Source organism: Clostridium sp. UBA7503, assembly GCF_002477055.1.
Lineage (GTDB): Bacteria > Bacillota > Clostridia > Clostridiales > Clostridiaceae > Clostridium_J > Clostridium_J sulfidigenes.
Genome location: NZ_DLNT01000022.1, coordinates 1 through 26656 on the forward strand (window position 1 = coordinate 1; position 26656 = coordinate 26656).

Here is a 26656-nt window from a genome sequence, read left to right on the forward strand (position 1 = left end):
TCTCATAACCACATCAACCATTCTTATTTCTATTAAACAAAATCCTGATGGAAGAGCCAATACATCACATAATTGAATTAATTTATCGTATGAATTATATTCGATATTACCTAAATAATTTTTAATAAAGTTGTGTTCTGTTTTAGTTAAATCCATTTCTCCACATATATCATCTACATTACTACATAGAAAACCATGAGTGATTGAAATTCTAGCCACAAAGTCGTATCCCTTTTCTAATGCATAGTTATATCCATCAATAGCATGTCTTACATAATGTCTACCATTACTTCTTCCAATATCGTGAAGCAATCCCAGTACATAAGCTGTATCTTCATCCAAATCCCTATCATATTGAGCAATTAAGGCCGCTGCCTCTGCTACATATCTTGAGTGTTCCACCCATGGACCAGGATTTAGAATAGATGCTTCCTTTAATATTTCTTCTGCAATCCTCCGACTTGGAACTTTGTATTTCAATTCTTCCATTATTCTTCTCCTTATTACTTAAATAGATTAATAGTTTAAATTTTTTCATAACTTTCTCTAGACTATTCTATAGTCACCATTTAAATTCCTTTAAATGAAAAAACCATGAAACTTATTTTTAAGAATCATGGTTTTTGTTTTAAATTTTCCTAATAATATTAATAGCATATTCAAATAAAATTATTACATAAAGTGAAAAATTCATGTAAGTCATTTGTTAATTTCACAACTTATATATATGGTAAATATACTATCTGCAAATTAATCTTTTAATCTAAGAATACTTGATACATTTCTATTTTTACTGTATTTAAACTCTATGATAAAAATAAAATTTACACTTTTAGAAAATATAACTATATTTCAAATACTTATATAGTAAATGGGTTATTTTTATTTTATAGTGTTCCCAGTTCATTTTTTAATTCCTAAAATTTATAATTTATAATCTGGGGTAATGTGATCTACCATACACTGATGACCTCATTGCCCCTATTATAAAAATTCTAACCTTTTAAATTTTCAAATTAATTTGCATCAGTATTTTGATCTACTTCTACTTTAACTTTTTCTTTATATAGCCAACCATCAACTGTAACTGTGATATCCTTATCAATTGATAAAATATGGTCACTATATATAGTACTCCATATTCCAATCCATCTTTCATCTTCTACTACTATATCAATATTACGTGCACTCTTAGGAATTACAAGCACTGCTTTTCCGTGGCTCAATATACCATTCGTTGATTGTTTAACTTGTTCTCCATTTATATAATAATAAACTGTCACACAGCATACATATGATGCATTTGAATTTACTTTAACGAATATTGTTTCACCGTGCTCTAAACTTTCTAAATGTGTTTTAGCAATTAAAAAATCATAACCCACTTATATTCCTCCTAAAAATTAAATTTTTATTTATCGGTTATAATTTATTATATTCTAAATTGATAAAATTGTTAAAAAATAAAAATATAAATTATAAACTATAAATGTACATAAATAAAAATCCAGAAATAAAGTGACTATCTCCAAAGGAAATTAGTCACTTTATTTCAATATTAATAACTAAAATTAGCCTATATATTTATACCTAGCTAATATCTAAAACTTCATCTACATCTCTATTAAAACTCCTTTTTAGATTCAAGATACATAAAATAATTAGTATAACTGCAATGCTTGTGGAGGAGTTACCTATACCGATTAAATTGTATAGTGGAGTAGAAATTAAAAATCCTAGGATAGCAAAGAGAATTAGTAGTATTTTGTAGAAGGAGAATACGCTTCCATTGCTTTGTACCCAAGGACTTTATATTAACTCTTCAATTTTTTCATATAATCCATCTGCCGAATCTGCTAGAATCATTTCATCATTAACAAGTGCATATGGATTAGTGGCACAGTCTCCACAATATCCTAAGCATGATTCTAGTGTTACATCTACGTCAGGATAATTCTCTTGTAATTTCTTCATGGTATCTTCAGTTCCATATGCAAAATTATTTTCACAAAATTTTATTTCTGTCATATTTATTCTCTCCTTTATTTTTTACTTTTTATGTTATCCAATAATTCTGTTACTGAAATTTTAGATAAATCAATAGCTTCTAAGGATATTTCTTTTTCAATGGCCGATTTTAATATTGGTGATCGTTTCGTATCCCCAATTACAATAGCCCCCACTATTTTCCTATCTCTTATATATACCTTCATATATTGACCTTCATCATTATCCTCTACAAGAACATTAGTTGCATTATTTTCATCTACACACCCCATAGAAAATAAGGATAGTTTAAAAGCATTTAAAGTAGTAACAGGAACAATATGCTTATAAGTACTATCTTTTCCTATGATATTATATCCTGCAACTTTACCCTGGCCTATTGATATATTCCACAGTCCTGGAACAAATTTATCAAGTTCAGCAACGTCACCTGCTGCATATATATCTGCTATATTAGTTTCCATCTTCTCATTTATAACAATTCCTTTTTCACACTTAATATGCGTATCTTCAAACATTTCTATGTTAGGCTTTATTCCAGCAGAATATATAACTTTGTTACAAGGCATAAATTCATCTGAACTTGTTACAACACCTTCAATCTCATTATTTCCTGCTATTTTATTAACTCTCGTATTTAAGTATATATTAATACCAAACTTTTCTACTGAATCCTGAAGTATTTTAGATGCCTTTTCATCTAATTGATTTGGCATTAGTCTAGATTGAATCTCAACAATAGAAACGTTGATTCCATGCTGATTCAAATTCCAAGCAGTTTCTAACCCTTGTATTCCTCCACCAATGTTTATAACACTTTCACCCTTTTGTATTTTACTTTTAATATCCCATGCATCCTGTAACGTTCTTAAGTTAAAGACACCGACTTTTTCTATTCCTTCAACTGGAGGTTTATTATTTCTTGCTCCATTTGCTAATAAAAGTTTGTCATACTTAAGTATACTTTCATCACATAAAACTACTTCTTTATTTTCAATATTAACCTTTATTACTTTTTTGCTTACGTAAATATTAACTTTATTTTCTTCATACCATGATTTCTTTAGAAGAAGAGTATTATCTTCAGAGAGTTCATCAAATAGATTCTTAGACAATTTTATTCTGTTATATGGGTAAAATTCCTCTTCTCCAAATATAAATACTTCTGACTCTTTATCTACTTCTCTTATGGCTTTCACCGCAGTAATTCCTGCTATTCCATTTCCTATTATAATAATCCTATTTGTCATATTCTTTCACCACCCTTTTATATTCCTTTTGAATATACTGCTGATGGGTTTGGAGCTAATACTACAAATAATGACATATCATCATTGCCAGTATTTTTTATACTAAACACTTCTACTCCTTTACAATGAATTACATCTCCTTGTGTTATTTTATTTAGATTTCCATCTACAGTCATTTCACCATCTCCACAAAGTACATGAATAAGTAAATCACTTTGCTCATGATTATGTGGTGGCACTCCTTGCCCTGGTCTAAAGTTTAAAACAAAATTCAATATCTTATCTTCTTTATAAATTATTTTCTTAGTTAAAGATTCATCATTGTACATTATTTTGTCAGATATTCTTTCTATCTTCATAAATTAATTCTCCTTCACCTTTGGTTAGTATTATATATAATATAATTCTTATGCTATTAGTATTATGTACTTTTCATATTATTATTAAATATATTTTAAAAATATAATAATAGCTCTTTTTACATTTAAGTGGTGATATGCTTATTAGAAAAACTGCAAAGGTATTAAAATCCGTATTTACTAATGAACATGTAATTTCAAAAATGCAATCCCATTGGATACTGCTGATAGCAATATGTATAACAATAAAAAATTATAAAAAAAGACTAGACATTTTTATTTTAAAATGTCTAGTCTTTTCGCTTTATTAAACTTTAATTCAATTTAATTACAAATAACAAATAATTATCTTAAAATTAAATATGTAGGTTTATAATAAAGTTTAATCAAAACAGCTTTTCTAAAGCCCATTTTACTGTAAAAATAAAGAACTAATTTTGAAACAAAGTTTGATCAAAATTTAGTTCTTTATTATTTTAGGTTGAATTATTTTTGTAAAAAAGTTTGATTATTATTAAAATATATCATTAATATCTACAGAGTTAGTAATTGCTGCGGCAGACTGTTCATACTCGATTCCAACCTCACTTAATTGACTACCTATATTATGTTTCAAAAAGAGATCTATTCTTTCTCCTACATATAATTCTTCATAAGAGGTATACACTCAATCTATATCTGCATTACATGCTTCAAATGGGATAAAGTCCATCTCATTACATCCTGAAATCTTATTCCGATTAAACTCTTCTACAATATCATTTTACGACATTTACCCATTAGTATAGTTGTCTATATTCTTTAGCCTTCATTTTCATATTAATGCATTAAATTTTAGCAATATGGAATTTGTGATTTATACAAATTCTTTATCCCCAAATTTTAATAATAATTTACCTCCTGCTGTAAATTTTGAACCTTTGGTTCAAAAGTATATGTGACAATTATAATTAATTAAATATGTATAAAAGATATTATATAGCATATTGTGTTTTGAATTTTAAATAATACTTATGCAAAATACCGCAAAGATTATCAAGTGTTTCTACATTATCGAAAGGTAACTTATGTTCTAAATATATAAGCTCTTGCCCTATAGCTATAACAAATTCATTCAAAAGTGAGTTAACCATCTTAGCATTATATGTTTTCCTTGTATTGGATTTTATAGTACGTGCCATGTAGTATGATAAAGTTTTACATAGATAGAAAAAATTGTCCTCACTGTATGTTTCAAAGTTTAATTTATAGGCATTCCATTTTCTTTTTACAAAATTATTACAATAGTTACTATAATCTACTAAGCCTATTGAAGTACTTCTTTTTTCGGCTAAATACTCTACCCAAAAGTATGATGATAACATTTGTTTTTCATTGTTTGAATTTTGTGTTGCTGCATAGATATTGGGCATTGTTTTCATATCTGAAACATGTCCCAATTCATGATATAAAGTGGTTACTATTAACTTGAAATCTACACTGTTTTCAAGTTTAGAGATATCATATTCTGGTAACTGAGTATATAAACGAGATGTTAATATTATTTTTTTCCCATTGGCAAGAGTACGCCCGTCGGTTTCAATAGATAACTCTTTTTTATCTATAAGTTCTATTTCTTCTAAATCATCAATGCACAATTCATTCCCCAAAACATCAATTACATATTTAACAACATTTTTTAAAAAATCATCAAATTGTCCATCATACTTGCAAAACACTTTCACTTAATATCACCACCTTAATTGTTAATATCCATTCATATGATAAATCGATAATCAAACTGTGCCGTCATAAAAAGGTACTTTCTATTTTAATCAAGCCATCTTCGATATAATACACTACAATTTCTGAGTTCTTATGTATACATAAAACTTATTTTCTTTCATTATATATGCTTTTCCTAAAATATTTCCATTAATATCTAATAGGAATCTTTGAATATATTAGTTCTGCAAGAACATAACCATTAGTATTTAACCTTTCATGTAAAATCTTTTTTTGAGTTTCCTTTTGTTCATCATTGTATTGTATAGGCCCAATGCATACATCACTGACACAATTTTTTTCAAATGACAATTCAATATATGGAATGATATATCCGTAATTGTTACGATATTTAATATCTAATGGACTAGTTTTTTTTACATCTTCTAAAGAATCTTTTGGAATAGAAATTATAACTCTAACTTCATGTTCATGTTCAAAATATTCGCTTTTAAAAATTAAACTCCAGTCAAGTAACTGCTTAGAAATTTCATATTTTATAGTTTTTTTGTCTTCTGTTGGATAATACTTCAAAATATCCAGCAAAAATTTTTTTATTAATTGTTTTTGTTCTATCTTATGGTAAATAACAGGATATAATCTCCCACTTCTTCCAGTTCCAAAAAATCGATTCATAGCGCACTTAATTTCTAAACTATTAAATCCAATATTATATCCTTCATATTTATTTCCCTTAGTATAGTAATTCCACATTGCTAAAGAATCTTGATTTATTGAAAAAGAGCAAATATATTTTTGATGTTCCACACGTTCTGTCAAGTATGTTTTAATATTATAACTTTTGTAACTAGTAAATTCTTTTTTATTTGCCTCTAAATTTGCAATTTCATCATATTGCTCTTTTGTTATTTCTTTAGACTTTAATAAATCTTCACACGTTTCCTTATAAATTTTTATTGCAATTGTCCCCTCACTCATATCATTTAAACAGTCATATCTACTTGCCCATAAAGTTACTTTTTCTTCATCTTTAAATAAAATAGACTCAAATCCATTTGGTGAAGTATAATGATAAATCTTCCCAACCTTCTTATCAGACATATTCTCCGCATACATATATGGGTTATTTAATCTTAAGCCATTTAAAAAAAATTCAAAATTCTCCATATTATCATCCCCTACTCAAAATTTTCTTACCTCAGACTGCCATACATAGCATTTTAATATAAGCAATAGCCTCTCTAATAACTCTTAAAATAATGTAGTAATTTATGTAAAAAGGGGTATAGCTTATCAACAGTAGTAAGTAGCGTACAACATGTATTTGCAAATTTTACCCCACTATCTATTTTGCTAAGTAACTTGAAATGGCTTTTAACATTTTTTTCATTAGGATTGCCAGACTCTAGTTCTTTATGAATAGTGTTAATACTATGGATTGCTGTTTCTCGGTCTTCTGAATCAATTATTTCTTCCTGTATTACCTTCTTGATATTATTTATGTAAGATAATAACTCTTGTGGTGAAACCCCATTGTTTTGAGTAATATTCACAATTGAGTTATCAAACCCTATAGCCATTTGTCCCCCATTATTAATAAATTTTTGAGTATTCTTTAACTTTTGTTTATTATACCCTTGTTCTAAAAACTCATAATTCAATTCTTCATAACGGTACTTTGCAGTATATGTGCCCGTTACATCTAGTTTAAAACTTAATAAATACCCTGCAGATTGTAATTGTTCAATTATGCTTTCTTCTTCCGGAATTGGTTGAAATGTTTCATTTGAATTATATTTAGAGACTATCTCTAATAATGAATTTTTTAAATCTCCAGGCAATGGCACAAACTTATCCATATCCATATCCTCCTTTATTTTAATCAAATGATTTTCCTTTAAAATAAGCATCAAAAATCTATTTAATCATTTTAGTACATTTTTATTATATACTGAAAATTTCAATCTCATTATCTAAGTATATTTACATTATTTAAACAAAACATACATTTATTATATCATTTATTGAATATATGTCCATTTATTATTCCCGCTAAATTATGCACACCCACTCTCTTATACCTAGCTTTTTAAGTAAAAATCAAGCATAAAACTTAACCTAATCATCATTATTTATAGTCAAAAAAATAATTAAACCTTTCTATTTTAAAGAGCTTCATCATTATATCAATATTATAGTTTATATATGGTGAAAGCAAAGAACTTTATCCCCTAGTAAAAATGCCTACCGTTTCCTAACCCTGAATTAAGAAACATCTCTCATTTTCACCATTCTCTAACCCCAGCTATACCAATACTTCTAGCTGTGTTTCTTTTAAAGCTTAACTACTGTCTCCACGTGTTGCCTATATGTAAGTATTACCCTGAACTCTTTGTTCTATTTTTATGTTTCCACACACCAAAGCCCTCGAATGTAGATAAATACATCGAGGGCTTTAATCCATTGCTATTATTACTAACTTTTAGTTATATGTGTTTTTTTAACTATATAGCTTGTCTTGATGTGTTGTGTAATTGTAATACATTTACTTAATCTAGAATATATATCCCTATCTTAGGTGAATCACTTCTGAAAACTTAAGAAAATACTTGTTGTTAGCGTAGCTTGAGTCCTATCAGTAGTTAAATGAAGGAATTTCATTCTAGAGTAACCTAACACCGTCAAAAATATATTTACTTTAAATACCTCACCATGCTTACTAATCATTGTAAGTTCTTCTTTCTAATCCACTTGAGCCTGAAAACCCGGAGCGGCTTCAAATCTAATTGTAGCCTTAGTTATTTCTTCATTTTTATGGTTCTTAATGAATGCTGCAACAGTTGAATATTTACCGAAATAACCTTTCTTTTAAATAAACTCGTATGCTGCCATAGCGGTAGCTCCATATGTATCAACTTTGTCTTTTATTGTTGTCTTATAGTCGTCTAAAACAGACTTGTAGATACGGTTAGATTTCTTAGACGTTATCTCTCTCCATTGAATTTTAAGATACCTATTCACTGTTCGCGGATCACAATTTAATCTTCTTGCTAACTCGCTCTTATTAATTAAATATCGCTCTTCCCTAGTATAAGAATAAATTTTATTCTTAATGTCTTTTCGCATTCTGCACCTTCTCTCTTAGTAAAATTAATTACATTATACGAAAGACATAAAAAAAATAGAAATGCATAAAATCCTACATTTTCATGTTGGAATAATTATGCATTTCCATTATATAATTTAAAGCGTTGTCAAAATCCAAACCGATTATGATGAATAACTATTCTTATCTTCATTCATTTGGGAGTTCTTCAAACTTCGGTACTTTCTCAAGCTCAGTATCCCAGTTTGCTTTGTTTGCATAATAGATATGTCCTTGCGGTTTTATGTTTATATTGCTGTCAATACTTCCTGCAGGTACAACCAGTAATTCCCCATCCATTTGAATATTGGGCAAAGCCGATCCACAATTAGTACAAAAACTTTTTATGTGTCCTTCTGAACGAAAATTAAAGGTTTTAGATTTTTCTTTACCAGACAGCCATCTTAACTTGGCTGTAGATGAAAAAAGATTGGCGGCATGTGCTGAACCTGTATCCTTACGGCATCGCTCACAATGACAAAGATAGAAATTTTCGAAATCTCCTTCTATCTCAAACGTAACTTCACCACAAAGACATGATCCTGTATATATCATAATCAAATCTCCCTTCTAAATAGTTCATTCCTTAATTAGGCATTTTCTCTGTTACTTAATATTAGCTGATTCTTAACATATTAATATAGTTTTCAACTTCCTACGCGATCTATTCATCTGTAACTTGTCTTTTGTTATATCATCCAACCATTTTCGCAAAACGCACAGTCTATGGGGTGAACAAAAGTGCAAGTTCTATTTCCAAAAAATAAATCAAATACATTTCTATAAAACTCCGCCATAAGTCACTGATATTTCAGAAGTTTAGTAGCATTTTCTTATGCTAAATTGTTTAATAAAATGTAATACAGTATCACAGTACTTTTATACAATTTAACAAATGGGACTATTATAGGGGTAAAATCATCACTTTTCACCCCTTTTTGATTTAATTAAGTCTCAAAGGGGTGAGCTAAAATCATACAGATTCTTCTATTTTTTCCCCCGATTGCCTACATTCCCGACCAGAAATTAAGTCCTTAACCCATCCTGATGCATTAGGAACCGGCGTTCCTTTTCTTAGATGTTTATTCACTGTTTCAATATCTTCATCCCGCTAAAACCGATCGTGTATATAGCATTTGTGGCAACAGAAGTCTGCACTCTTTGCTTTGCTCTCAAACTTCTTTCCACAGCAATAATATTCATGTCGATACAATATTGGGTGCTTCACTTCCCATTCTTTCTTGTATTCTTTAGAGCAGTATGCCTTTGGCCGGCCTTTTATTGGCTTTTAGTTCATACTTTTACCACAGTTTTTGCATAGCTCTCTTATCGATTTTTCTTCATTCTTATTGTTCTTCCCGTAGCCATCTAATCCTTGAGCCTTACAAAAGTTTCTAATCTTATCTCTGGACAAATTCATGGCAGTTGAAATACTTCGGTATCCTATGCCTAGTTTCCTTAATTCAATGACCTTCTCTTTTTGTTTATTATTCAATTGCATTACCTCCAATCCTTTGATTGATATCTAGTAATGCTCTAGGAAGCAATGAAATTCAAGTTTGCCTCATCATTTATAAGTAATACCTGTAGCTCATCCCCTTTAATTATGATTTGTCTTTTTTTATTTCCGAATATCAAGTCTTCCACAAACAACTTCTGGTATGTATTTCGACTTAATTTGGTACTCAATATATTCAGGTAATTCTTTGAACGGAAGGCACCCAATTCAACTAACGATCCTGGACTTTCTGGCATCACACATATTATGTCACTATTTTCTGCTAGAAAATCTTCTAAACTTAACAAATCCATTTTCTTATCCCTATTTAATATATCCATAAATAAATCTTCCGGATATAATGCTCTTATTTTATTTTTCTCAAATTCTATTCTAACCCAATCTCTTAGGTAGCTTTCATTAGTGCTTACTCCTCCACATAAGAATACATCTATATATTCTCTATTTATTTTATTGTATATGTCTGTATAAATTTTGTCAATTGAGTCTAAGTAAATTTCACTAACACCCATTATAATCTCCTTTAACTACTGTTCTAGTTTCTATTATAACAACTTATTCTATTTTGGGTAAATACGTTTTTTAATCTTTATTGCATTATTATATAGGTTTGTAAAAAGTTTTGGGTATTATAAGCGTAAAAAAATTAAGTATCTAGAAACCTCGAACTGCCTCCAGTCTACTTGACAAGGAGCAGTTCACTTCAAAAATAACAAAAGGCCAGACATTCGTGTTAAAAATGTCTAGCCTTATATGCTTTATTATAATTTGTTAATGCTAAACATCTAAGTTTAGTATTAACACTATATTAAATTTTGATCAAACTTTATTTCATTTGATCAAACTTTGTTTCAAACCAACAAAATATTTTTACATCACCCTTCTACTATTCAACAGTAACTGATTTTGCAAGATTGCTCGGCTTGTCTACATCGCAACCTTTCTCCATAGACATGTAATAAGAGAATAGTTGCATCGGAATTATAGCTATAACTGGAGCTAATAAGTCCATTACTTTTGGAATGTAGATTGCTGATTCTACAGATTTTTCTATATCTGTGTGACCTTCTTGAGCCACTGCAAACACTCTAGCTCCTCTTGCAATAACTTCTTTCATATTACTTACAGTCTTATCAAATAAGTTTTCTTGAGTTGCCATAGTCACTACTACTGTTCCTTCTTCAATTAAAGCTATTGGACCATGTTTTAATTCTCCTGAAGCATATGCTTCTGAGTGAATATAAGATATCTCTTTTAATTTTAAAGATCCTTCCATTGCTACAGCATGGTCAAGGCCTCTTCCTAAGAAAAACATGTTATTTTCACAGCAAGTTTTAGCTGCTAGAGCCTTAACTGCATCATCACACTTAAGTGCTGCTTCTGCTTTTTCTGGAAGAGCTAACATTTCTGTTTTAATAGCTTCTATCTTATCTTGAGGTACTGTACCTTTTTGCTCTGCAAAGAATAGAGCAATTGTGTACATAGCTATTAATTGAGTTACATAAGCTTTTGTTGATGCAACTGCTATTTCTGGACCTGCCCAAGTGTATAGTATATCATCGGCTTCTCTTGAAGCTGAGCTTCCAACTACATTAGTAACAGCTATTACTCTAGCGCCCATTTTCTTAGCAAGTCTTAAAGCTGACATAGTGTCTGCTGTTTCTCCAGATTGGCTAACAACTATCATAAGAGTGTTTTCGTCTATTATTGGGTCTCTATATTTAAACTCAGATGCTATATCTACTTCAACTTGTATTCTAGCAAGTTTTTCAATAATATTTTTTCCAACTAATCCAGCATGATATGCAGTTCCACATGCTACTATATATACCTTGTTTAATTTTTCTATTTGTTCCTTTGTTATAGTTATATCATCGATTCTTATTGGTTGACCAGGAATAATTCTTGAAGCCATAGTATCTCTTATAGCTTTTGGTTGCTCATGGATTTCCTTCATCATGAAGTGATCATATCCACCTTTTTCAGCAGCATCAGCATCCCAAGTTACATTAAATACTTCTTTCTTAACTTCTTTTTCATTTTGGTCATATATTTTTATTCCATCTTTAGTCATAACAACAAATTCTTTATCTTCTAAAAGATAAACTTTTCTTGTTTGATTTAATACAGCTGGTATGTCTGAAGCAATGAAGTTTTCATCTTCTCCAAGACCAACTATTAATGGGCTTTCATTTCTTACAGCTACTAGTTTATCAGGCTCATTAGCGGCTATAACTCCTATAGCATAGCTTCCTTCTAGCTTTTTAGTAACTTCCATTACTGCCTTTAGCAAGTCCCCTTTATAGTAGAAATCTACAAGGTTTGGAATAACCTCAGTATCTGTTTCTGACTTAAACTCATAGCCTTTTTCCATAAGCCATTCTCTAAGTTCCATATAGTTTTCTATAATACCATTGTGAACTACAGATATAGTTCCATCCCCATTAGTATGAGGGTGTGAATTTAAATCTGATGGCTTACCATGAGTAGCCCATCTAGTGTGTCCTATACCTATATGTCCTTTTATTGGATCTTCTTCTAACTTTTCCTCTAAATTTGCAAGTCTACCTTTGCATTTTGTAAGATCAATACCCTTCTCATTTAGTATAGATACTCCAGCTGAGTCATATCCTCTATACTCCAGTTTACTTAATCCTTCAATAAGCAGTGGTGCTGCTTCTCTCTTTCCAAAATAACCTACTATTCCGCACATAAAAAAATCTTCCTCCTAAATGTCTTCTATTTCAAACTAGATTTAACTCTATATGAATAAGAAAAACCTTTGATTTAGTATGATCTTTAGAAATACTTATCAACTTATCCACATTTAGTTAAGGTTTTACACCAGATTGCTTTGTAACAGGAATCACTTCCTGTCTTTATCAATCGTTAACGGTAGTGCGATACCGTGGGGCACCCGCCGAAGATTCGATACTCCCCATCCTCGTCAACTTAAGTGACACTCCAAATCTATGATTTGGCTAGTGGAACTTACTCATTTGAATGCAATGAAAAGGAGCTTCCTTTTCACTTAAGTCCTGGCGCTTAGTTACGTGGTTAGACTATTTCCTCCTTTCCAACACTTGGTTTTCAAAGTGTATTTTAAAAGAGTTAGGATGTCCACATTTTATATACTCTCCTCTACTCATACTCCACATATACGATATAAAGAATAATAAAGTTTGTGAACTTAATATTAAAATTAATTTTTAAAACCAAATTTTAATATTTATTTATCCAAAATCTAAAACCAATTAACCTCATTATATTATATTCATTTAATACATTTTGGTCAATGGTATTTATTGATAGTGTCTATTAAATGAAATTTATCTATATATATACATATTCTAATTATAATATTATTCAATTAAATATTATTTTATTTTAAATTAATTCCATAATTATTAATATTTATTTAATTCTAATGTGAATTATACAAATATTTATATATAAACATAGATAAAATTTTTTATATGTAAATATTTAACTATGAAACTATAAATCTATTTTCCTATAAAACTATATAACTATATAACTAGTTAACTAGTTGTTCTACTCATGCGATCTTCGAGGTTTTTCACATTTAAAATATAAAATAAATAATATAAAAATGTATAGTAAGCTTGACATGAAATGTAAAGTGAACTATACTTAAATTGTAAAGCATACTATACATTTAAATTGTAATATTTATTACAAATAATATTAATAGAACAGGATGTGATAAGTTGAAAAATAAAATCCAAGAACTTCGAAAAGAAAAACGTGTTACGCAAAGTGAACTTGCTGATGCCGTAGATGTTACTAGACAAACAATTATCTCTTTAGAAAACGGAAAGTATAAAGCTTCATTGGTGTTGTCCCATAAAATTGCTCAATATTTTGAAATGAATATTGAAGATATTTTTATTTTTGATTTAGAGGAGGAAAATTTATGTTATTAAAAGCCATTCTATCTAATGCAACAACGGATAAGGACTACAAAAAAGTACTAAAGAAAAGAATTTCTTTACTTTACATTGTGATTATTCTAGGAGTAGCCACTCTAGCTATTAGCTTTATATTTTCTGTTGGAAAATATAATTATTTACCTGATTTTTTAAGTGGATTTTATACAGGAATCGGTGCTTCACTAATTACAATAGGTTTAATATTTATCATTAAGATAAAAAAACTTTTAAAAGATGAAAAGAAATTAAAAGAAATTAAAAGAAAAAAGATTAGAAGAACAGGATGAAAGAAATCAATTGATCACACAAAAATCTTTGTACTCTGCTGCTATTATAATAAACATTCTTGCATATATCGGTTTGATGATATCTGGAATTTTTAACCTTGCTGTATTCTGGACTCTATGGACTGTCCTTATTATATTTATGGTTATATTTGTAATTCTACAAGTATACTATAGTAAAAAGCTTTAGTTTAATTTTATAAGCAAAAGACCCGTGAAATTTCACGGGTCTTATTTTATCTATTTGCTTTTTCTTCTATTTTTTTAGCTAGGTCATGAGCCATTTTGTCTATCTCTTCTTGATTTTCACCTTCTAGCATTACTCTTACTAGCGGTTCTGTACCTGAAGGTCTTATTAATACTCTACCGCAACCTGCCATTTTATCTTCCATTGCTTTTATATCTGCCATGATTTCTTCATCTTTTTCATGGATGTCCTTCATGTTGTTTGGCACCTTAGCATTTACTAATACTTGTGGTAATTCCTTCATTGTTGCTGCAAGTTCACTTAAAGGCTTTCCAGTACTCTTTACTGTCTCTGCAAGTTGAAGACCTGAAACTAAACCATCTCCTGTGGTATTGAAATCTAAGAATATAACGTGACCTGATTGCTCTCCTCCAATAGAATAGCCCTCTTTAGCCATCTCTTCTAATACATATCTATCCCCAACTTTAGTACTAACAGTTTTAATTCCAGCTTCTTTTAAAGCTATGTGAAGTCCAAGGTTACTCATAACAGTTACAACAACTGTATCATGATTTAATTTGCCTATAGACTTAAGGTGTTTAGCTGCTATTACCATCATGAAATCTCCATTTACAAGATTTCCTTTTTCATCTACTGCCAGGCATCTATCTGCATCTCCATCAAAAGCTAATCCTAAGTTACATCTATTTTCAACAACAAATTTCATTAGGTCCTCAGGATGAGTTGATCCACAATCCTTATTTATATTGATTCCATCTGGATCACTATTAATGATAAATACTTCTGCTCCTAGTTCTTTTAATGCTTTTACTGATGTTTTATAAGCTGCACCATTGGCACAGTCAACAGCAATTTTCATACCACTTAAATCACCATCAATAGTAGATTTAGCAAATTCTACATAGTCATTTATAGCATCTTCTCCTATGTATTTTCTACCTAACATTCCTCCTGTAGGAATATTGATTCCTTCAAAATTACTTTCTATTAACTTTTGAATTTTATCTTCTAATTCATCACTTAATTTAAATCCATCTTTATTAAAAAACTTAATACCATTATATTCAACAGGATTATGTGATGCAGATATTACAACCCCTGCTTCCGCCTTATACTTTTTTGTTAAATATGCAACGGCTGGAGTTGGAACTACTCCTAAGCAAAGAGCTTCTGCTCCTACTGATAATATCCCTGCAACTAAAGCTGATTCAAGCATATCTCCAGATATTCTTGTATCCATTCCTACGATTATTCTAGGTTTGCTAGTGCACTGAGTTAAAACTAATGCTCCCGCTTTTCCAAGTTTATATGCAAGGTCTACAGTTAATTCCTTATTAGCAATTCCTCTTACTCCATCAGTTCCAAACATTCTACTCATATATAAATCTTCTCCTCTTAGTATGATTTTTTATCTTCAATAATCTTATTTTTCTATTAAGTTATATTACTATGTGAAATTCTCATTACAACATACAGGTTAATTATAATACAAATTATGTATCATAACAATAACAGTTTACCATTATACATTCTATACGAATAAAAGCAACACAAAATCTGTGTTGCTTTTATTGTATATTATTCTTATCTCATATTAACTTTCTAATACAATACCATTTGTTTTCTCTATAAGCTCTTCTACAGTACCATCGCTGCTTTCATACTCCATTAATTCTTTACTTCCTTTAACAAAAACCAAGGCTATAGTGAATATAAATGACATTCCTAGAAGAGATAATACTGCTACTCTTATAGGTAAAAATTCACCTAAGACTCCACCAACTAAAGCTCCTATTGGCTGTAAACCTCCACTTATTGTACTCATTAATGCTCCAATCTTACCTCTCTTATCTGATGGTACTACAAGCATTATTGCAGAATTAAATATAGTATTAAAGACTACATTACATAAAAACGATATAAATGCTATAGGTATCATTACATAAAAATTTTCCACTATAAATACAAAAGGTAATGTTCCAAGACATATCAATGCACCAAATTTATAAATTTTAAATTTCTGATTCTTTTTTATATTAATTATTGATAAAAGTCCACTACCTATTAACATTCCCATAGGAATCACTGCCATAAAAAATCCGTACCTTTCTTCACCTAGGAAGGGCATAGTTTTAAAATATGGGAGTATTAATATAAATGCAGCATTAGCAAACAGATTTAGTAATGATGCAAGTAAGAATAAGTTTCTTAATGCCTTAAAATTCCAAAGGAATCTAAATCCTTCTTTAAAATCATCTACAAAAGTAATTTTTTCATCTTTTTTCTCTCTTTTAGGTTCAGTTATAAACATTTCTGTAAAAGCTGAAATTAAATATGATATACCATTAGCTAAAAACATGTATGGAGCACCTATAGCAATATATATAATTCCACCAACAGCACTCCCTATCATATCCATACCAGATGTTGCAAGACTTGTAACTGAATTAGCTTTTACAAATTTAGACTCATGAACTAATTCTGGTTTTATAGAACTTACTGCAGGACCAAAGAAAGCAGAACATAATCCGCTAATTATCCCAACTCCAAACACCATCCATACCTGTATAAATCCAAATATACCTGCAATACCTACGAAAGTAACAACTACACCTCTTATGAAATCTGTTATAACTATAATATTTCTTCTATTCCACTTATCTACAAAAACTCCTGCAAAAGGTCCTAAAACTATTCTTGGTAGCATTGTAAGCGCACTTAGTAGCCCCATGAGTCCAGTAGATCCAGTAATATCTAATATCCAAAAGTTTAATGCCATAATATATAATATGTCCCCAAGCATAGACACTAGTTGCCCTTGCCAAAGCAAGAAAAAATTCTTATTCCATAACTTTATATTTTCCCCATGACTTTTTAATTTATCCTCCATGATTTCCCCCTTATTGTAAAGTACATTTACTGTTAATTGCTTATATCCTTACCGATTCTTTAACTATTCCATTATCTTCTATAATAAGTTCCCCTGAATATTCAACTTTATTAATTATTGAACCTTTTCCTATAGTAACATTTTTCCCTCTTACTATATTTACCTTAGAATTTTTAAGTAGTATGTCATCTCCTTCTATACATTCACATTGAAGGCTTCCTTTATTTCTAAATGAATTAGAAAATAGTGAACCTATTATTCCATTCCTTGATATATTTTCTGTTACTGCTACAAATCTTCCACCTATTTCTTTAATACGATGGTTTCCTGACATGGTAATGTATATCTCATCACCATTTATTAGTCCATTACTGTTTATATCCCCACTTATAGTTATCTTTTCTCCTTCTATGCCATCCTTTACAGTTATATCTCCAGATATGACTATATCTCCCCCAGTAATTTTACCTCCACATTCTATATCTCCTGAAGCTTCTATTTTATCTGCTTTCAAGTTTCCTCCCATATCCGCATCTCCACTTAAATGAAATAAACCACTGCAATATAGATTACTTTTTACCTCTATATCCCCACTTATTTTAAGAGTTCCACAATCCACTCTTCCATCAACATTTACATTTCCACTTACCTTTAATTCGTCTTTTACAGATAAGTTTTCATGTATATCTACATCGCCACTAACCCTTAGAGTTCCACATTGCAGGCTACTTTTTATGTCCACATCTCCACTTACCTTAAACAAGTCTTCACAGTATACATTTCCTTTTAATTCTGCATCTCCACTAACATTGATAGTTCTACAATTAACATCCCCTTTTATAGTTCCATCTCCGCTTATTTTTATATCTCTATAATTTCCACCTTCTGATATCCAGTCATCATTTATTTTTAAATCATTACAATTGTCGTAATTCATTTTTACACCCCATTTTTATACTATTAATTATTAACTATAGCATTAATCTCATTTTAAGATTTTCTATAGTATTTTTAATGTTTATTTCTCCTATGATCTTGCTACCATCATCCACAATTATTTTTTCTCTGTATGCTACTACACAAATCCCGATTCCTAATCTTCTTATGATATATAGTGTTCCATCCTTTTCTTCTATATTTTTATATTCCTTATTAATAAGCTTTAGTATAACTTCTATTTCACTAATGGTTAACTTTCCTAAGTCAAATTCTCTTTGAAGAATATCCATGAGTAAGACATCTTTAAAATTGTATTCTTCCTTTTCTCTAAATATATCCTTATATATAGGAAGTGTTTCTTCTCTTATAATTTCCTTTTCTATAAGATATTCTTCGCTTACATCATCTACCTTAGGTTTGTTAGTAAACATAGCTGCTAAATCATCTAAAGGCATATCATCCTTCAGATCTATAATTTTATTTATTCTATTTATTATCTTTTCCCTAGGGAAAAATGTTTCTTGACCTGTATAACTTGATTTTTTTATAAACCATGCCTCTGGAATAAGTTCTTTTCTCTTCCATCTATACAGTTGTCCGTAAGATATTCCCGTCATATCTAATATTTCTTTTTTAGAAATTAACTCTTCTTCCACTTTATTTCCTCCTCTTTTTTAGTTTAGTTTTTAGCTCTATTTAAACTTTTTATCTTTAGTAATTTAAATATTATAAAGCCTATAGTTTCATTTCCTCTTCAATAACAGATTCTGAATTTAGTTTTTCAAGACTCTCACTGTATTCTATTCTTTTAATCTTACACCCCTCTCCTATGGTAATCTTTCCTCCACGAACCACATCTGCTATGGTGTTTTCCAAATAAATTTCATCAGCTTCAATAGTTCTAATAGTTAAATATCCAAAATTCTTACTAAATAATTTACAAATAAATCTTCCTATAGCATTCATAGTAGAGTATTCCTTTAAAACTCTTACCTTAGTTGCTCCAATTTCTTCAACCTCACAACCACCATTTAACTCTATATTTACTTCATCCCCATTTACCATTCCTAGGGTTTTTAGTACACCTTTAATGTTTATAATCTCTCCCTCAATACCATGACCTACTCTAATTGAACCTAAAAGCTTAACATTAGTTGCATTTATTCTTCCTTCAATTCTTCCTGCTCCTGCCACAGTGAGCTCTTCACCTTTAAAGTTACCACCTATTTTACCACTTCCACTGATGTTAAATTTCTTTGCGTGAATAGAACCAAGAACAGAACCACTTCCGCTGATACTACCAGTAACGCAGTTTAAGTCTCCAGTTACCTTTCCACTTCCACTAATACTAAAACCATTACTTATAACAGCCCCTTCAACTTTTCCACTTCCACTAATACTAAATTTTTCACAGTTTACATCTCCAACAATTTTTCCACTTCCACTGATAGATGCAATCCTATATCTTCCTCCTGCCGCACTCCCTGAACCTGATATTTTTAAATCTCCAAACTGTTCATTACTCACCATAATTTATACCTCCATTTCATTTTCACGTAATAATGTTACATTAACTAATTATACATAGATCTTTAATATGTAAAATAGCCATATATTCAACCATCTTTCATCATAATATTATAGTAACATAACATTGTTACGCTTGTAAATAGTTTTTTTCAATTTTTATACAATTTCTATCATAAATAAAAAGTGGCTTTCGCAAAATATATTTTGCGAAAGCCACTTTTAGATAATAAGCTTATTTTACTACGTATGATGCTCCAATTTCTAAAGCTTTTCTATTGATTTCAAAGAATTTTTCTTTTCCGTGATCTTTTAGAGATTGAAGTAAAGTTTCCATAGAAACTATTTGTGTTTTTGCAACTAATGCTCCTAGAAGCACCATGTTTGCAATTTGTTTACTTCCAAGGCTATCAGCTTCTGTTTGAGCTGGTATTTTTATAACTTCAATATCTTCTCTTTCAACTGGTCTTTCAACTAAGTCGCTATCTAATATTAATAGTCCACCTGGTAAAATTTCTTTTTCAAACTTATCAAGAGAAGGTCTATTCATAACAACTAGTGATGTAGGGTTAGTTACTATTGGAGAACCAACAGCTTCGTCTGAAACAATAACAGAACAGTTTGCAGTACCTCCACGCATTTCTGGTCCATAAGAAGGTAACCATGAAACATTCATATTAACATCCATTCCAGCATAAGCTAAGAATTTACCCATTGATAATATTCCTTGTCCACCAAATCCAGCAAATATTATTTCTTGTGATGCCATATTATTTCCCCTCCTCAGTTGTTGTATCTTTTTTAACACCTAGAGTGTAGAATGGCATCATGTTATCTCTTAACCATCCAAGTGACTCTTCAGTTGATAACCCCCAGTTAGTTGGGCATATTGATAGGACCTCAACCATTGAGAAACCTTTTCCAGCAATGGCATTTTGGAAAGCTTTCTTAATAGCAGCTTTAGTTTTATTTACATGTGGTACATTATCTACCGATACTCTTTCTACATAGCAAGCTCCATCTAATGTAGATATCATTTCAGAAACTCTGATTGGATGGCCTTGAAGTTTAATATCTCTTCCATATGGAGAAGTTTCTGTAACTTGTCCTGGTAATGTTGTTGGAGCCATTTGTCCTCCTGTCATACCATAAATACAGTTATTTACGAAGATTGTAACTATGTTCTCTCCTCTTGTAGCTGCATGTACAATTTCTGCTGTTCCTATGGCTGCTAAGTCTCCATCTCCTTGATACGTGAATACAACTTTATCAGGATTAGATCTTTTTATTCCTGTAGCTACTGCTGGTGCTCTTCCGTGTGCAGCTTCAAACATATCACATGCAAAGTAGTCATATGCCAAAACTGAACATCCAACTGGAGCTACACCTATTGTTTTATCTATAACATTTAATTCTTCAAGTACTTCCCCTACTAGTCTGTGGATTATTCCATGAGTACATCCTGGGCAGTAATGGGTAGGCACGTCTAATAATGCTTTTGTTGGTTGAAATACTATTGCCATTATTTAGCACCTCCTATGAATTTTTTAACATTTTCAAGGACTTCATTAGGGCTTGGAACCATTCCACCTGATCTTCCAAAGAAGAATACTGGTTTTCTTCCTTCAACAGAAAGTCTAACATCTTCTACCATTTGACCACAGCTAAGCTCTATTGATGCATAACCATGTTTAGTTTTGTCCACAGTTTTTTCAAAAGCTTCTACTGGGAAAGGCCATAATGTTATTGGTCTTATTAAACCTAATTTTATTCCTTCTTTTTCAGCTAATTTTATAACAGTCTTGCATATTCTTGAAGTTGTTCCGTATGCAACCATTATTAAATCTACTTCATTTTCACAATTGTATAATTCATATTTAGTTTCATTTTCTTTTATAGCTTTATATTTTGCTTGTAATTTCAAGTTATGAGCTTCAAGACCTTCAGGTTTTAAGTATAAGGAGTTTATTACATTATGGTTAGCTCTTCCGTTTAGTCCATTAGCAGCCCAAGTTTTTTCTGGAAGATTTTTTTCACTTCTTTCTTTAAACTCTACTGGCTCCATCATTTGTCCAAGCATTCCATCTCCCATAACCATAACAGGAGTTCTATACATATCAGCTACATCGAAAGCATCTTGTACTAAATCTACCATTTCTTGAATTGAACATGGTGCATATACTGGCATATTGAAATCTCCATGGGAACCACCTTTAGTAGCTTGGAAGTAGTCTGATTGAGCTGGTTGAATTCCACCAAGGCCTGGACCACCTCTAACTATATTAATGATAACACAAGGAAGTTCTGCACCTGCTATATAAGATATTCCTTCTGCTTTTAAGCTTATTCCAGGTGAACTTGAAGATGTCATACATCTTACTCCAGTTCCTGCTGCTCCATATACCATATTTATTGCAGCAATTTCACTTTCAGCTTGTAGAAAAACTCTACCTATTTTAGGCATTTTTCTTGAAAGATATGCTGATATTTCTGTTTGTGGTGTTATAGGGTATCCGAAGAAACATTGACAACCAGCTTGGATAGCTGCTTCACCTATGGCTTCATTACCCTTCATTAAAACTTTTTCTGACATGAATCTTTCCCCCCTATTATTTCTCCACTGTAATTACAAGATCTGGACACATTTTTCCACATGATGCACAACCAATGCACTTAGGCATATTTTCTTCTGTAACTGTAGCTGGATGATATCCTTTTACATTTAGTTCCTCAGAATAAGTTATGATTTGTTTTGGACATGCAATTATACATTGTCCACATCCCTTACATCTTTCTTCCCTAAAAGTTACCTTTGCCATAATACTTACCTCCTTATATAGAAAGTTTAGAATGTTTTATTTACTATATATTGTTTATGACCTATATTTAAGTTGTAATACGTTTACATTTCATTGTCCCATATACCTAAGGACAATGAAATAAATACGTTTACATATATATAATTTATCACTTTTTAGTACAAGATGTCAACTTAGCACTTGATAATTAGTGCTAAATTGAATCTTTTCTCCATGGTGGCAACATATATATGTGAATCGGGAATATCTTTCCTGAAGTCTTACCTTCCACTTCATCTACAAGTTCTTCAGAACACACAGTATAGGCATGAGGAATATCTAATTCTTTAGAAATCTCTGCTATTTCCATATCCCCTTTAATTATATGTTCCTTTGTAGTTTCATATGATAAGTTTGTATTAGATATTAGATGAGTAACTTTTAATCTTGAAGCTCTTTCTATATCTCTAAGAAACTCTATAGTATCTTTGTCATTAGATGTAAATGGTCTATTACCATTTATCACAAAGTACATATCATAAGGTTCTTCTTTAAAATGTTTGTTATATTGACCAAGAGCTGTTGCTCCTGAATCATCTCCTCCAATATCAAAAATTACCTCATAACTTTTATCGTTAAATACACTCCTAACTTCTGCTGGTACTACCATAAGTTCAGCATTAACATACTCAGGATTTGAAGAGATAACCTTTATATTATATTTTTCCTTAAGTTCCTGTGTAAGATCTCTAATACAAAAATATGGATTTACTATATCTAAATCTACAAGGGCTACTTTTTTCCCTTCTTTAGCTAGCTTAATTGCATAATTTATTGCTATTTCTGTCTTTCCACTTCCAAAGTGACCTGTAAAAACCCTTATTCTACTCATAGCTTCACCCTATTTATATTCCTTAGCAGCTTCTTGACCTGTTAATACTCTTAGTCCACCTTCTGCTAAGGCAAGTAATTCATCTTCACCTGGATAAACAACTACTTGTGATATAAATTCTACTCTTTCTTTAATGTAATCTACTATATATTTTCCATATGCAATTCCACCAGTTAGTATTATTGCATCAACTTTTCCTTGTAATACTGCAGCACATCTTCCTATTTCTTTAGCTACTTGATATGCCATAGCATCAAATATTAATTTAGCTTCCTTGTCTCCTTCTGCTACTCTGTCTCCTACAAGTTTAGCATCATTAGTTTGTAGATAACCTACTATTCCACCCTTACCGTTTATCTTTTTCTTTATTTCATCTATGGTGTATTTTCCACTAAAGCATAGTTTAACTAAATCTCCTACTGGAAGTCCTCCACTTCTTTCAGGTGAGAATGGCCCTTCTCCATCTAGTGCATTGTTTACATCTACAACTCTTCCTTGTTTATGAGCTCCTACTGATATTCCTCCACCCATATGAGCTACTATAAGGTTTAGCTCCTCATAAGAAACATTTGTTTCTTTAGCATATCTCTTTGCTACAGCCTTTTGATTTAAGGCATGGAATATACTCTTTCTATCAATTTCTGGCATACCAGATATTCTAGCCACATCTTCTAACTCATCAACTACAACTGGATCTACTATAAAAGACGGTACATTTATTTTTGTAGCTATTTCATGGGCTATTATTCCACCTAAGTTAGAGGCATGTTGTCCTAAAACTCCTTGTTTTAAATCCTTAATCATAGCATCATTCACACTATAAGTTCCACCTTCGATAGGTTTTAAGAGTCCACCTCTACCTACTACTCCTGATAATTCTTTTATATCAAAGCCTTTTTCTTTTAGTACTTGTAATATTACTTCTTTTCTAAATTCTAATTGATCATATATTTCTTTGTATTTACCTATTTCTTCTGCTGAATGTCTTAAAGTTTCAACTAATATAGGATTTTCATCATCATATACACCTATCTTTGTTGATGTTGAACCTGGATTGATTATCAATTGTTTATGTCCCATTTTCTTCCTCCTTATTATCTTCCTGCTACTAATGATGCAAGGGCAATAGAATTCATTTTTGTCTCTGGTGAATCTGCTCTTGATGTTACTATAACTGGTGCTGCTGCTCCCATTAATAATCCACCATTCTTAGATTCTGTAGTATATGTTAAGCATTTATAAACAGCATTTCCTGCTTCTATATTGGCCATTAATAATATATCAGCCTCTCCAGCTACTGGACCTGATATTTTTTTATGTGCTGCAGCTTCTTTTGAAAGTGCATTGTCAAGAGCTAATGGTCCATCAATTATACAACCTTTAATTTGACCTCTCTCATTCATTTTGGAAAGGTTTGCAGCATCCAGTGTAGCTGGCATACTAGGGTTTACAACCTCCACTGCACAAATTGGTGCTACTTTTGGTATGTTATTTTCAAGAGCATGAGCTACTTGAACTGCATTTTTTATAATATCTATCTTTTCTTTAAGTTCTGGATACATATTAAAAGCTGCATCTGTTACAAATAATAATCTATCATAGCCAGGAACTTCGAATATTGCAATGTGTGACATCTGTTTTCCTGTTCTAAGCCCTACTTCTTTATTAAGTACTGCTCTTAAGAAAGTAGCTGTATCAACTAAGCCCTTCATCATCATATCTGCTCTACCTGAAGATACAAGTTTAACAGTTTCTATAGATGCCTTGTTTACATCTTTCTCATCTATAATTTCATACTCATCTATGTTCATTCCAATTGTTTCTGCAATTTTTATTATTTCTTCCTTATCTCCAACTAAGATTGCATCTGCAATTCTATTTTTTTTAGCATCTCTTATAGCTTCAAGTACTGGTTCATCTTGTGCTACTGCTACTGCTACTTTCTTCATTGATTGAGATTTAACCTTAGAAATTACCTCATCAAATGTTTTAATCATTATAATTCCCCCCAAATGTTAATCAAATTTAACTTCATCGTCATATATCTTTGGTGTTTCTTCACCATTTAATACCCTTAATGCTCCTTCTGCAAGGGCTAACATTTCATTTTCACCTGGTACAATTTCTACAGGTGCAATAAATTTTACATCTTCAGTAATCCAGTTAGTAACTCTTTTATTATAAGCTATTCCACCAGTTAAAATTATAGCATCAATGTTACCACATAGTGCAGTAGCCATTCCACCTATTTCTTTACTAAGTTGATATGCCATAGCTCTTAATATTAATTCTGCCTTTTTATCACCTTCATCGATACGTCTATCAACTTCTCTTCCGTCATTAGTTCCAAGATAAGCTACTAATCCACCTTCTCTTGTAATTTTGTTTTTTAATTCGTGCATTGTATACTTATTGCTAAATGCAAGATTCACTAAATCTCCTACTGGAAGACCTCCTGTTCTTTCTGGTGAGAAAGGTCCATCTTCATTTGCATTGTTGCAATCAATTATTCTGCCACCTCTTACTGGCGATACAGTTATTCCTCCACCTATATGTGCTACTACGAAATTACTTTTCTCAAAATCTAAATTTTTATCAGCACATACTTTTCTTACTACCGCTTTAATGTTTAAAGCATGCACAAGAGAACGCCTAGATATATCTTCCATGCCTGATATTCTTGTTACTTCGTCAACTTCATCAACAGCAACAGGATCTACTATATAAGATGGTATTCCTGCTTTCTCTGCAATTTCAAAGGCAATAACTCCACCTAAATTTGAAGCATGCTGTCCTTGAAACCCAACAATAAGGTCGTCTAACATCTTGTAAGTTATCTTATAAGTTCCTCCTGGCATAGGTCTTAAAAGTCCACCTCTACCTACTACAGCATCGAACTTTTCAAGTGAATAATCGTTTTCATTAAGCCAATTATATATGACTTCCGTTCTCATGTCCTTTTGTTGACATATATGAGAATACTTTTTCACTTCTTCTGCACTGTGAGATAAACTAGCTGAGGCTATACATTCCTCCCCCAAAAATACAGCTATTTTCGTAGATGTCGATCCTGGATTAATCACTAATACTTGCTTATCTTCCCTCATCACTATACCTCCACATAAATATTTATATTAGTTTTAATATTTTTGCATTAGAT

The 26656-nt window shown here is 30.9% G+C and carries 28 protein-coding genes; 2 read left to right on the plus strand and 26 right to left on the minus strand.

The window, feature by feature from the left end; translation table 11 throughout:
* The 13 genes from B3630_RS06870 to glmS all read right to left on the minus strand — a co-directional run.
* Positions 1-489, minus strand: a 489-nt coding sequence (locus B3630_RS06870) for an HD domain-containing protein (protein ID WP_346896706.1), incomplete at its 3' end; no start/stop codon positions are given.
* A gap of 527 nt (positions 490-1016) precedes the next feature.
* The gene (locus B3630_RS06875; protein WP_346896708.1) at positions 1017-1385 is read right to left on the minus strand and encodes a hypothetical protein; all 369 of its coding nucleotides are present in this window, start codon (positions 1383-1385) and stop codon (positions 1017-1019) included.
* Positions 1386-1809: 424 nt separating this feature from the next.
* Positions 1810-2028 carry a DUF1450 domain-containing protein gene (locus B3630_RS06880; protein WP_346896710.1) on the minus strand — a complete coding sequence of 73 codons (219 nt, stop codon included), beginning with the start codon at positions 2026-2028 and terminating at the stop codon, positions 1810-1812.
* 14 nt (positions 2029-2042) lie between these two features.
* Positions 2043-3257: an NAD(P)/FAD-dependent oxidoreductase gene (locus B3630_RS06885; RefSeq protein ID WP_346896712.1), complete on the minus strand. Its 1215-nt coding sequence runs from the start codon at positions 3255-3257 to the stop codon at positions 2043-2045.
* A 17-nt stretch (positions 3258-3274) separates the two neighbouring features.
* Positions 3275-3616: a cupin domain-containing protein gene (locus B3630_RS06890; protein WP_346896714.1), complete on the minus strand. Its 342-nt coding sequence runs from the start codon at positions 3614-3616 to the stop codon at positions 3275-3277.
* Positions 3617-4590: 974 nt separating this feature from the next.
* Positions 4591-5340, minus strand: coding sequence for a hypothetical protein (locus B3630_RS06895; protein ID WP_346896716.1), 750 nt, complete (start codon positions 5338-5340; stop codon positions 4591-4593).
* 190 nt (positions 5341-5530) lie between these two features.
* Positions 5531-6508 carry a DUF2971 domain-containing protein gene (locus B3630_RS06900; protein ID WP_346896718.1) on the minus strand — a complete coding sequence of 326 codons (978 nt, stop codon included), beginning with the start codon at positions 6506-6508 and terminating at the stop codon, positions 5531-5533.
* A gap of 74 nt (positions 6509-6582) precedes the next feature.
* Entirely contained in the window at positions 6583-7200 is a 618-nt protein-coding gene (locus B3630_RS06905; RefSeq protein ID WP_346896720.1) for a hypothetical protein, read from the minus strand.
* A 1009-nt stretch (positions 7201-8209) separates the two neighbouring features.
* Complete coding sequence (locus B3630_RS06910) at positions 8210-8467, minus strand: hypothetical protein (RefSeq protein WP_346896722.1); 258 nt, start codon at positions 8465-8467, stop codon at positions 8210-8212.
* A 169-nt stretch (positions 8468-8636) separates the two neighbouring features.
* Entirely contained in the window at positions 8637-9041 is a 405-nt protein-coding gene (locus B3630_RS06915) for a GFA family protein (RefSeq protein ID WP_346896724.1), read from the minus strand.
* A 733-nt stretch (positions 9042-9774) separates the two neighbouring features.
* Positions 9775-9981, minus strand: a complete 207-nt coding sequence (locus B3630_RS06920) for a hypothetical protein (protein WP_346896726.1) — start codon at positions 9979-9981, stop codon at positions 9775-9777.
* 41 nt (positions 9982-10022) lie between these two features.
* Positions 10023-10517, minus strand: coding sequence for a hypothetical protein (locus tag B3630_RS06925; RefSeq protein ID WP_346896728.1), 495 nt, complete (start codon positions 10515-10517; stop codon positions 10023-10025).
* 374 nt (positions 10518-10891) lie between these two features.
* Positions 10892-12718, minus strand: a complete 1827-nt coding sequence (gene glmS, locus B3630_RS06930) for a glutamine--fructose-6-phosphate transaminase (isomerizing) (RefSeq protein ID WP_346896730.1) — start codon at positions 12716-12718, stop codon at positions 10892-10894.
* Positions 12719-13736: 1018 nt separating this feature from the next.
* Here glmS and B3630_RS06935 point away from each other — a divergent pair.
* Positions 13737-13952, plus strand: coding sequence for a helix-turn-helix transcriptional regulator (locus B3630_RS06935; protein ID WP_346896732.1), 216 nt, complete (start codon positions 13737-13739; stop codon positions 13950-13952).
* Positions 13943-14245 (plus strand): hypothetical protein, encoded by a 303-nt coding sequence (locus tag B3630_RS06940; RefSeq protein ID WP_346896734.1) that lies wholly within the window; start codon positions 13943-13945, stop codon positions 14243-14245. Before B3630_RS06935 ends, B3630_RS06940 begins: the two co-directional genes overlap by 10 nt.
* A gap of 233 nt (positions 14246-14478) precedes the next feature.
* Here B3630_RS06940 and glmM read toward each other — a convergent pair whose 3' ends face one another.
* The 13 genes from glmM to buk (B3630_RS07005) form a co-directional block, all read right to left on the minus strand.
* A complete protein-coding gene (gene glmM / locus B3630_RS06945; protein ID WP_346896736.1) occupies positions 14479-15828 on the minus strand; it encodes a phosphoglucosamine mutase in 1350 nt (449 codons plus the stop codon).
* Between the two features lie 216 nt (positions 15829-16044).
* Positions 16045-17340, minus strand: a complete 1296-nt coding sequence (locus B3630_RS06950; protein ID WP_346896738.1) for an MFS transporter — start codon at positions 17338-17340, stop codon at positions 16045-16047.
* 40 nt (positions 17341-17380) lie between these two features.
* A complete protein-coding gene (locus B3630_RS06955) occupies positions 17381-18277 on the minus strand; it encodes a polymer-forming cytoskeletal protein (protein WP_346896740.1) in 897 nt (298 codons plus the stop codon).
* Positions 18278-18311: 34 nt separating this feature from the next.
* Positions 18312-18935, minus strand: coding sequence for a DUF4004 family protein (locus B3630_RS06960; RefSeq protein WP_346896742.1), 624 nt, complete (start codon positions 18933-18935; stop codon positions 18312-18314).
* A gap of 79 nt (positions 18936-19014) precedes the next feature.
* A complete protein-coding gene (locus tag B3630_RS06965) occupies positions 19015-19809 on the minus strand; it encodes a polymer-forming cytoskeletal protein (protein WP_346896744.1) in 795 nt (264 codons plus the stop codon).
* 232 nt (positions 19810-20041) lie between these two features.
* Positions 20042-20575: a 2-oxoacid:acceptor oxidoreductase family protein gene (locus B3630_RS06970; RefSeq protein ID WP_346896746.1), complete on the minus strand. Its 534-nt coding sequence runs from the start codon at positions 20573-20575 to the stop codon at positions 20042-20044.
* A gap of 1 nt (position 20576) precedes the next feature.
* Positions 20577-21329: a thiamine pyrophosphate-dependent enzyme gene (locus tag B3630_RS06975; protein ID WP_346896748.1), complete on the minus strand. Its 753-nt coding sequence runs from the start codon at positions 21327-21329 to the stop codon at positions 20577-20579.
* Positions 21329-22399, minus strand: a complete 1071-nt coding sequence (locus B3630_RS06980; RefSeq protein ID WP_035133402.1) for a 3-methyl-2-oxobutanoate dehydrogenase subunit VorB — start codon at positions 22397-22399, stop codon at positions 21329-21331. The genes B3630_RS06975 and B3630_RS06980 overlap by 1 nt, the downstream gene beginning before the upstream one ends.
* 16 nt (positions 22400-22415) lie before the next feature.
* The gene (locus B3630_RS06985) at positions 22416-22625 is read right to left on the minus strand and encodes a 4Fe-4S binding protein (RefSeq protein WP_035133400.1); all 210 of its coding nucleotides are present in this window, start codon (positions 22623-22625) and stop codon (positions 22416-22418) included.
* 193 nt (positions 22626-22818) lie between these two features.
* Positions 22819-23496 (minus strand): ATP-binding protein, encoded by a 678-nt coding sequence (locus tag B3630_RS06990; RefSeq protein WP_346896750.1) that lies wholly within the window; start codon positions 23494-23496, stop codon positions 22819-22821.
* A gap of 9 nt (positions 23497-23505) precedes the next feature.
* Entirely contained in the window at positions 23506-24576 is a 1071-nt protein-coding gene (gene buk, locus B3630_RS06995) for a butyrate kinase (protein WP_346896752.1), read from the minus strand.
* Between the two features lie 14 nt (positions 24577-24590).
* Positions 24591-25493 (minus strand): phosphate butyryltransferase, encoded by a 903-nt coding sequence (ptb, locus tag B3630_RS07000; RefSeq protein ID WP_346896754.1) that lies wholly within the window; start codon positions 25491-25493, stop codon positions 24591-24593.
* 18 nt (positions 25494-25511) lie between these two features.
* Positions 25512-26603, minus strand: coding sequence for a butyrate kinase (buk, locus tag B3630_RS07005; RefSeq protein ID WP_346896756.1), 1092 nt, complete (start codon positions 26601-26603; stop codon positions 25512-25514).
* Positions 26604-26656 lie beyond the last annotated feature (53 nt).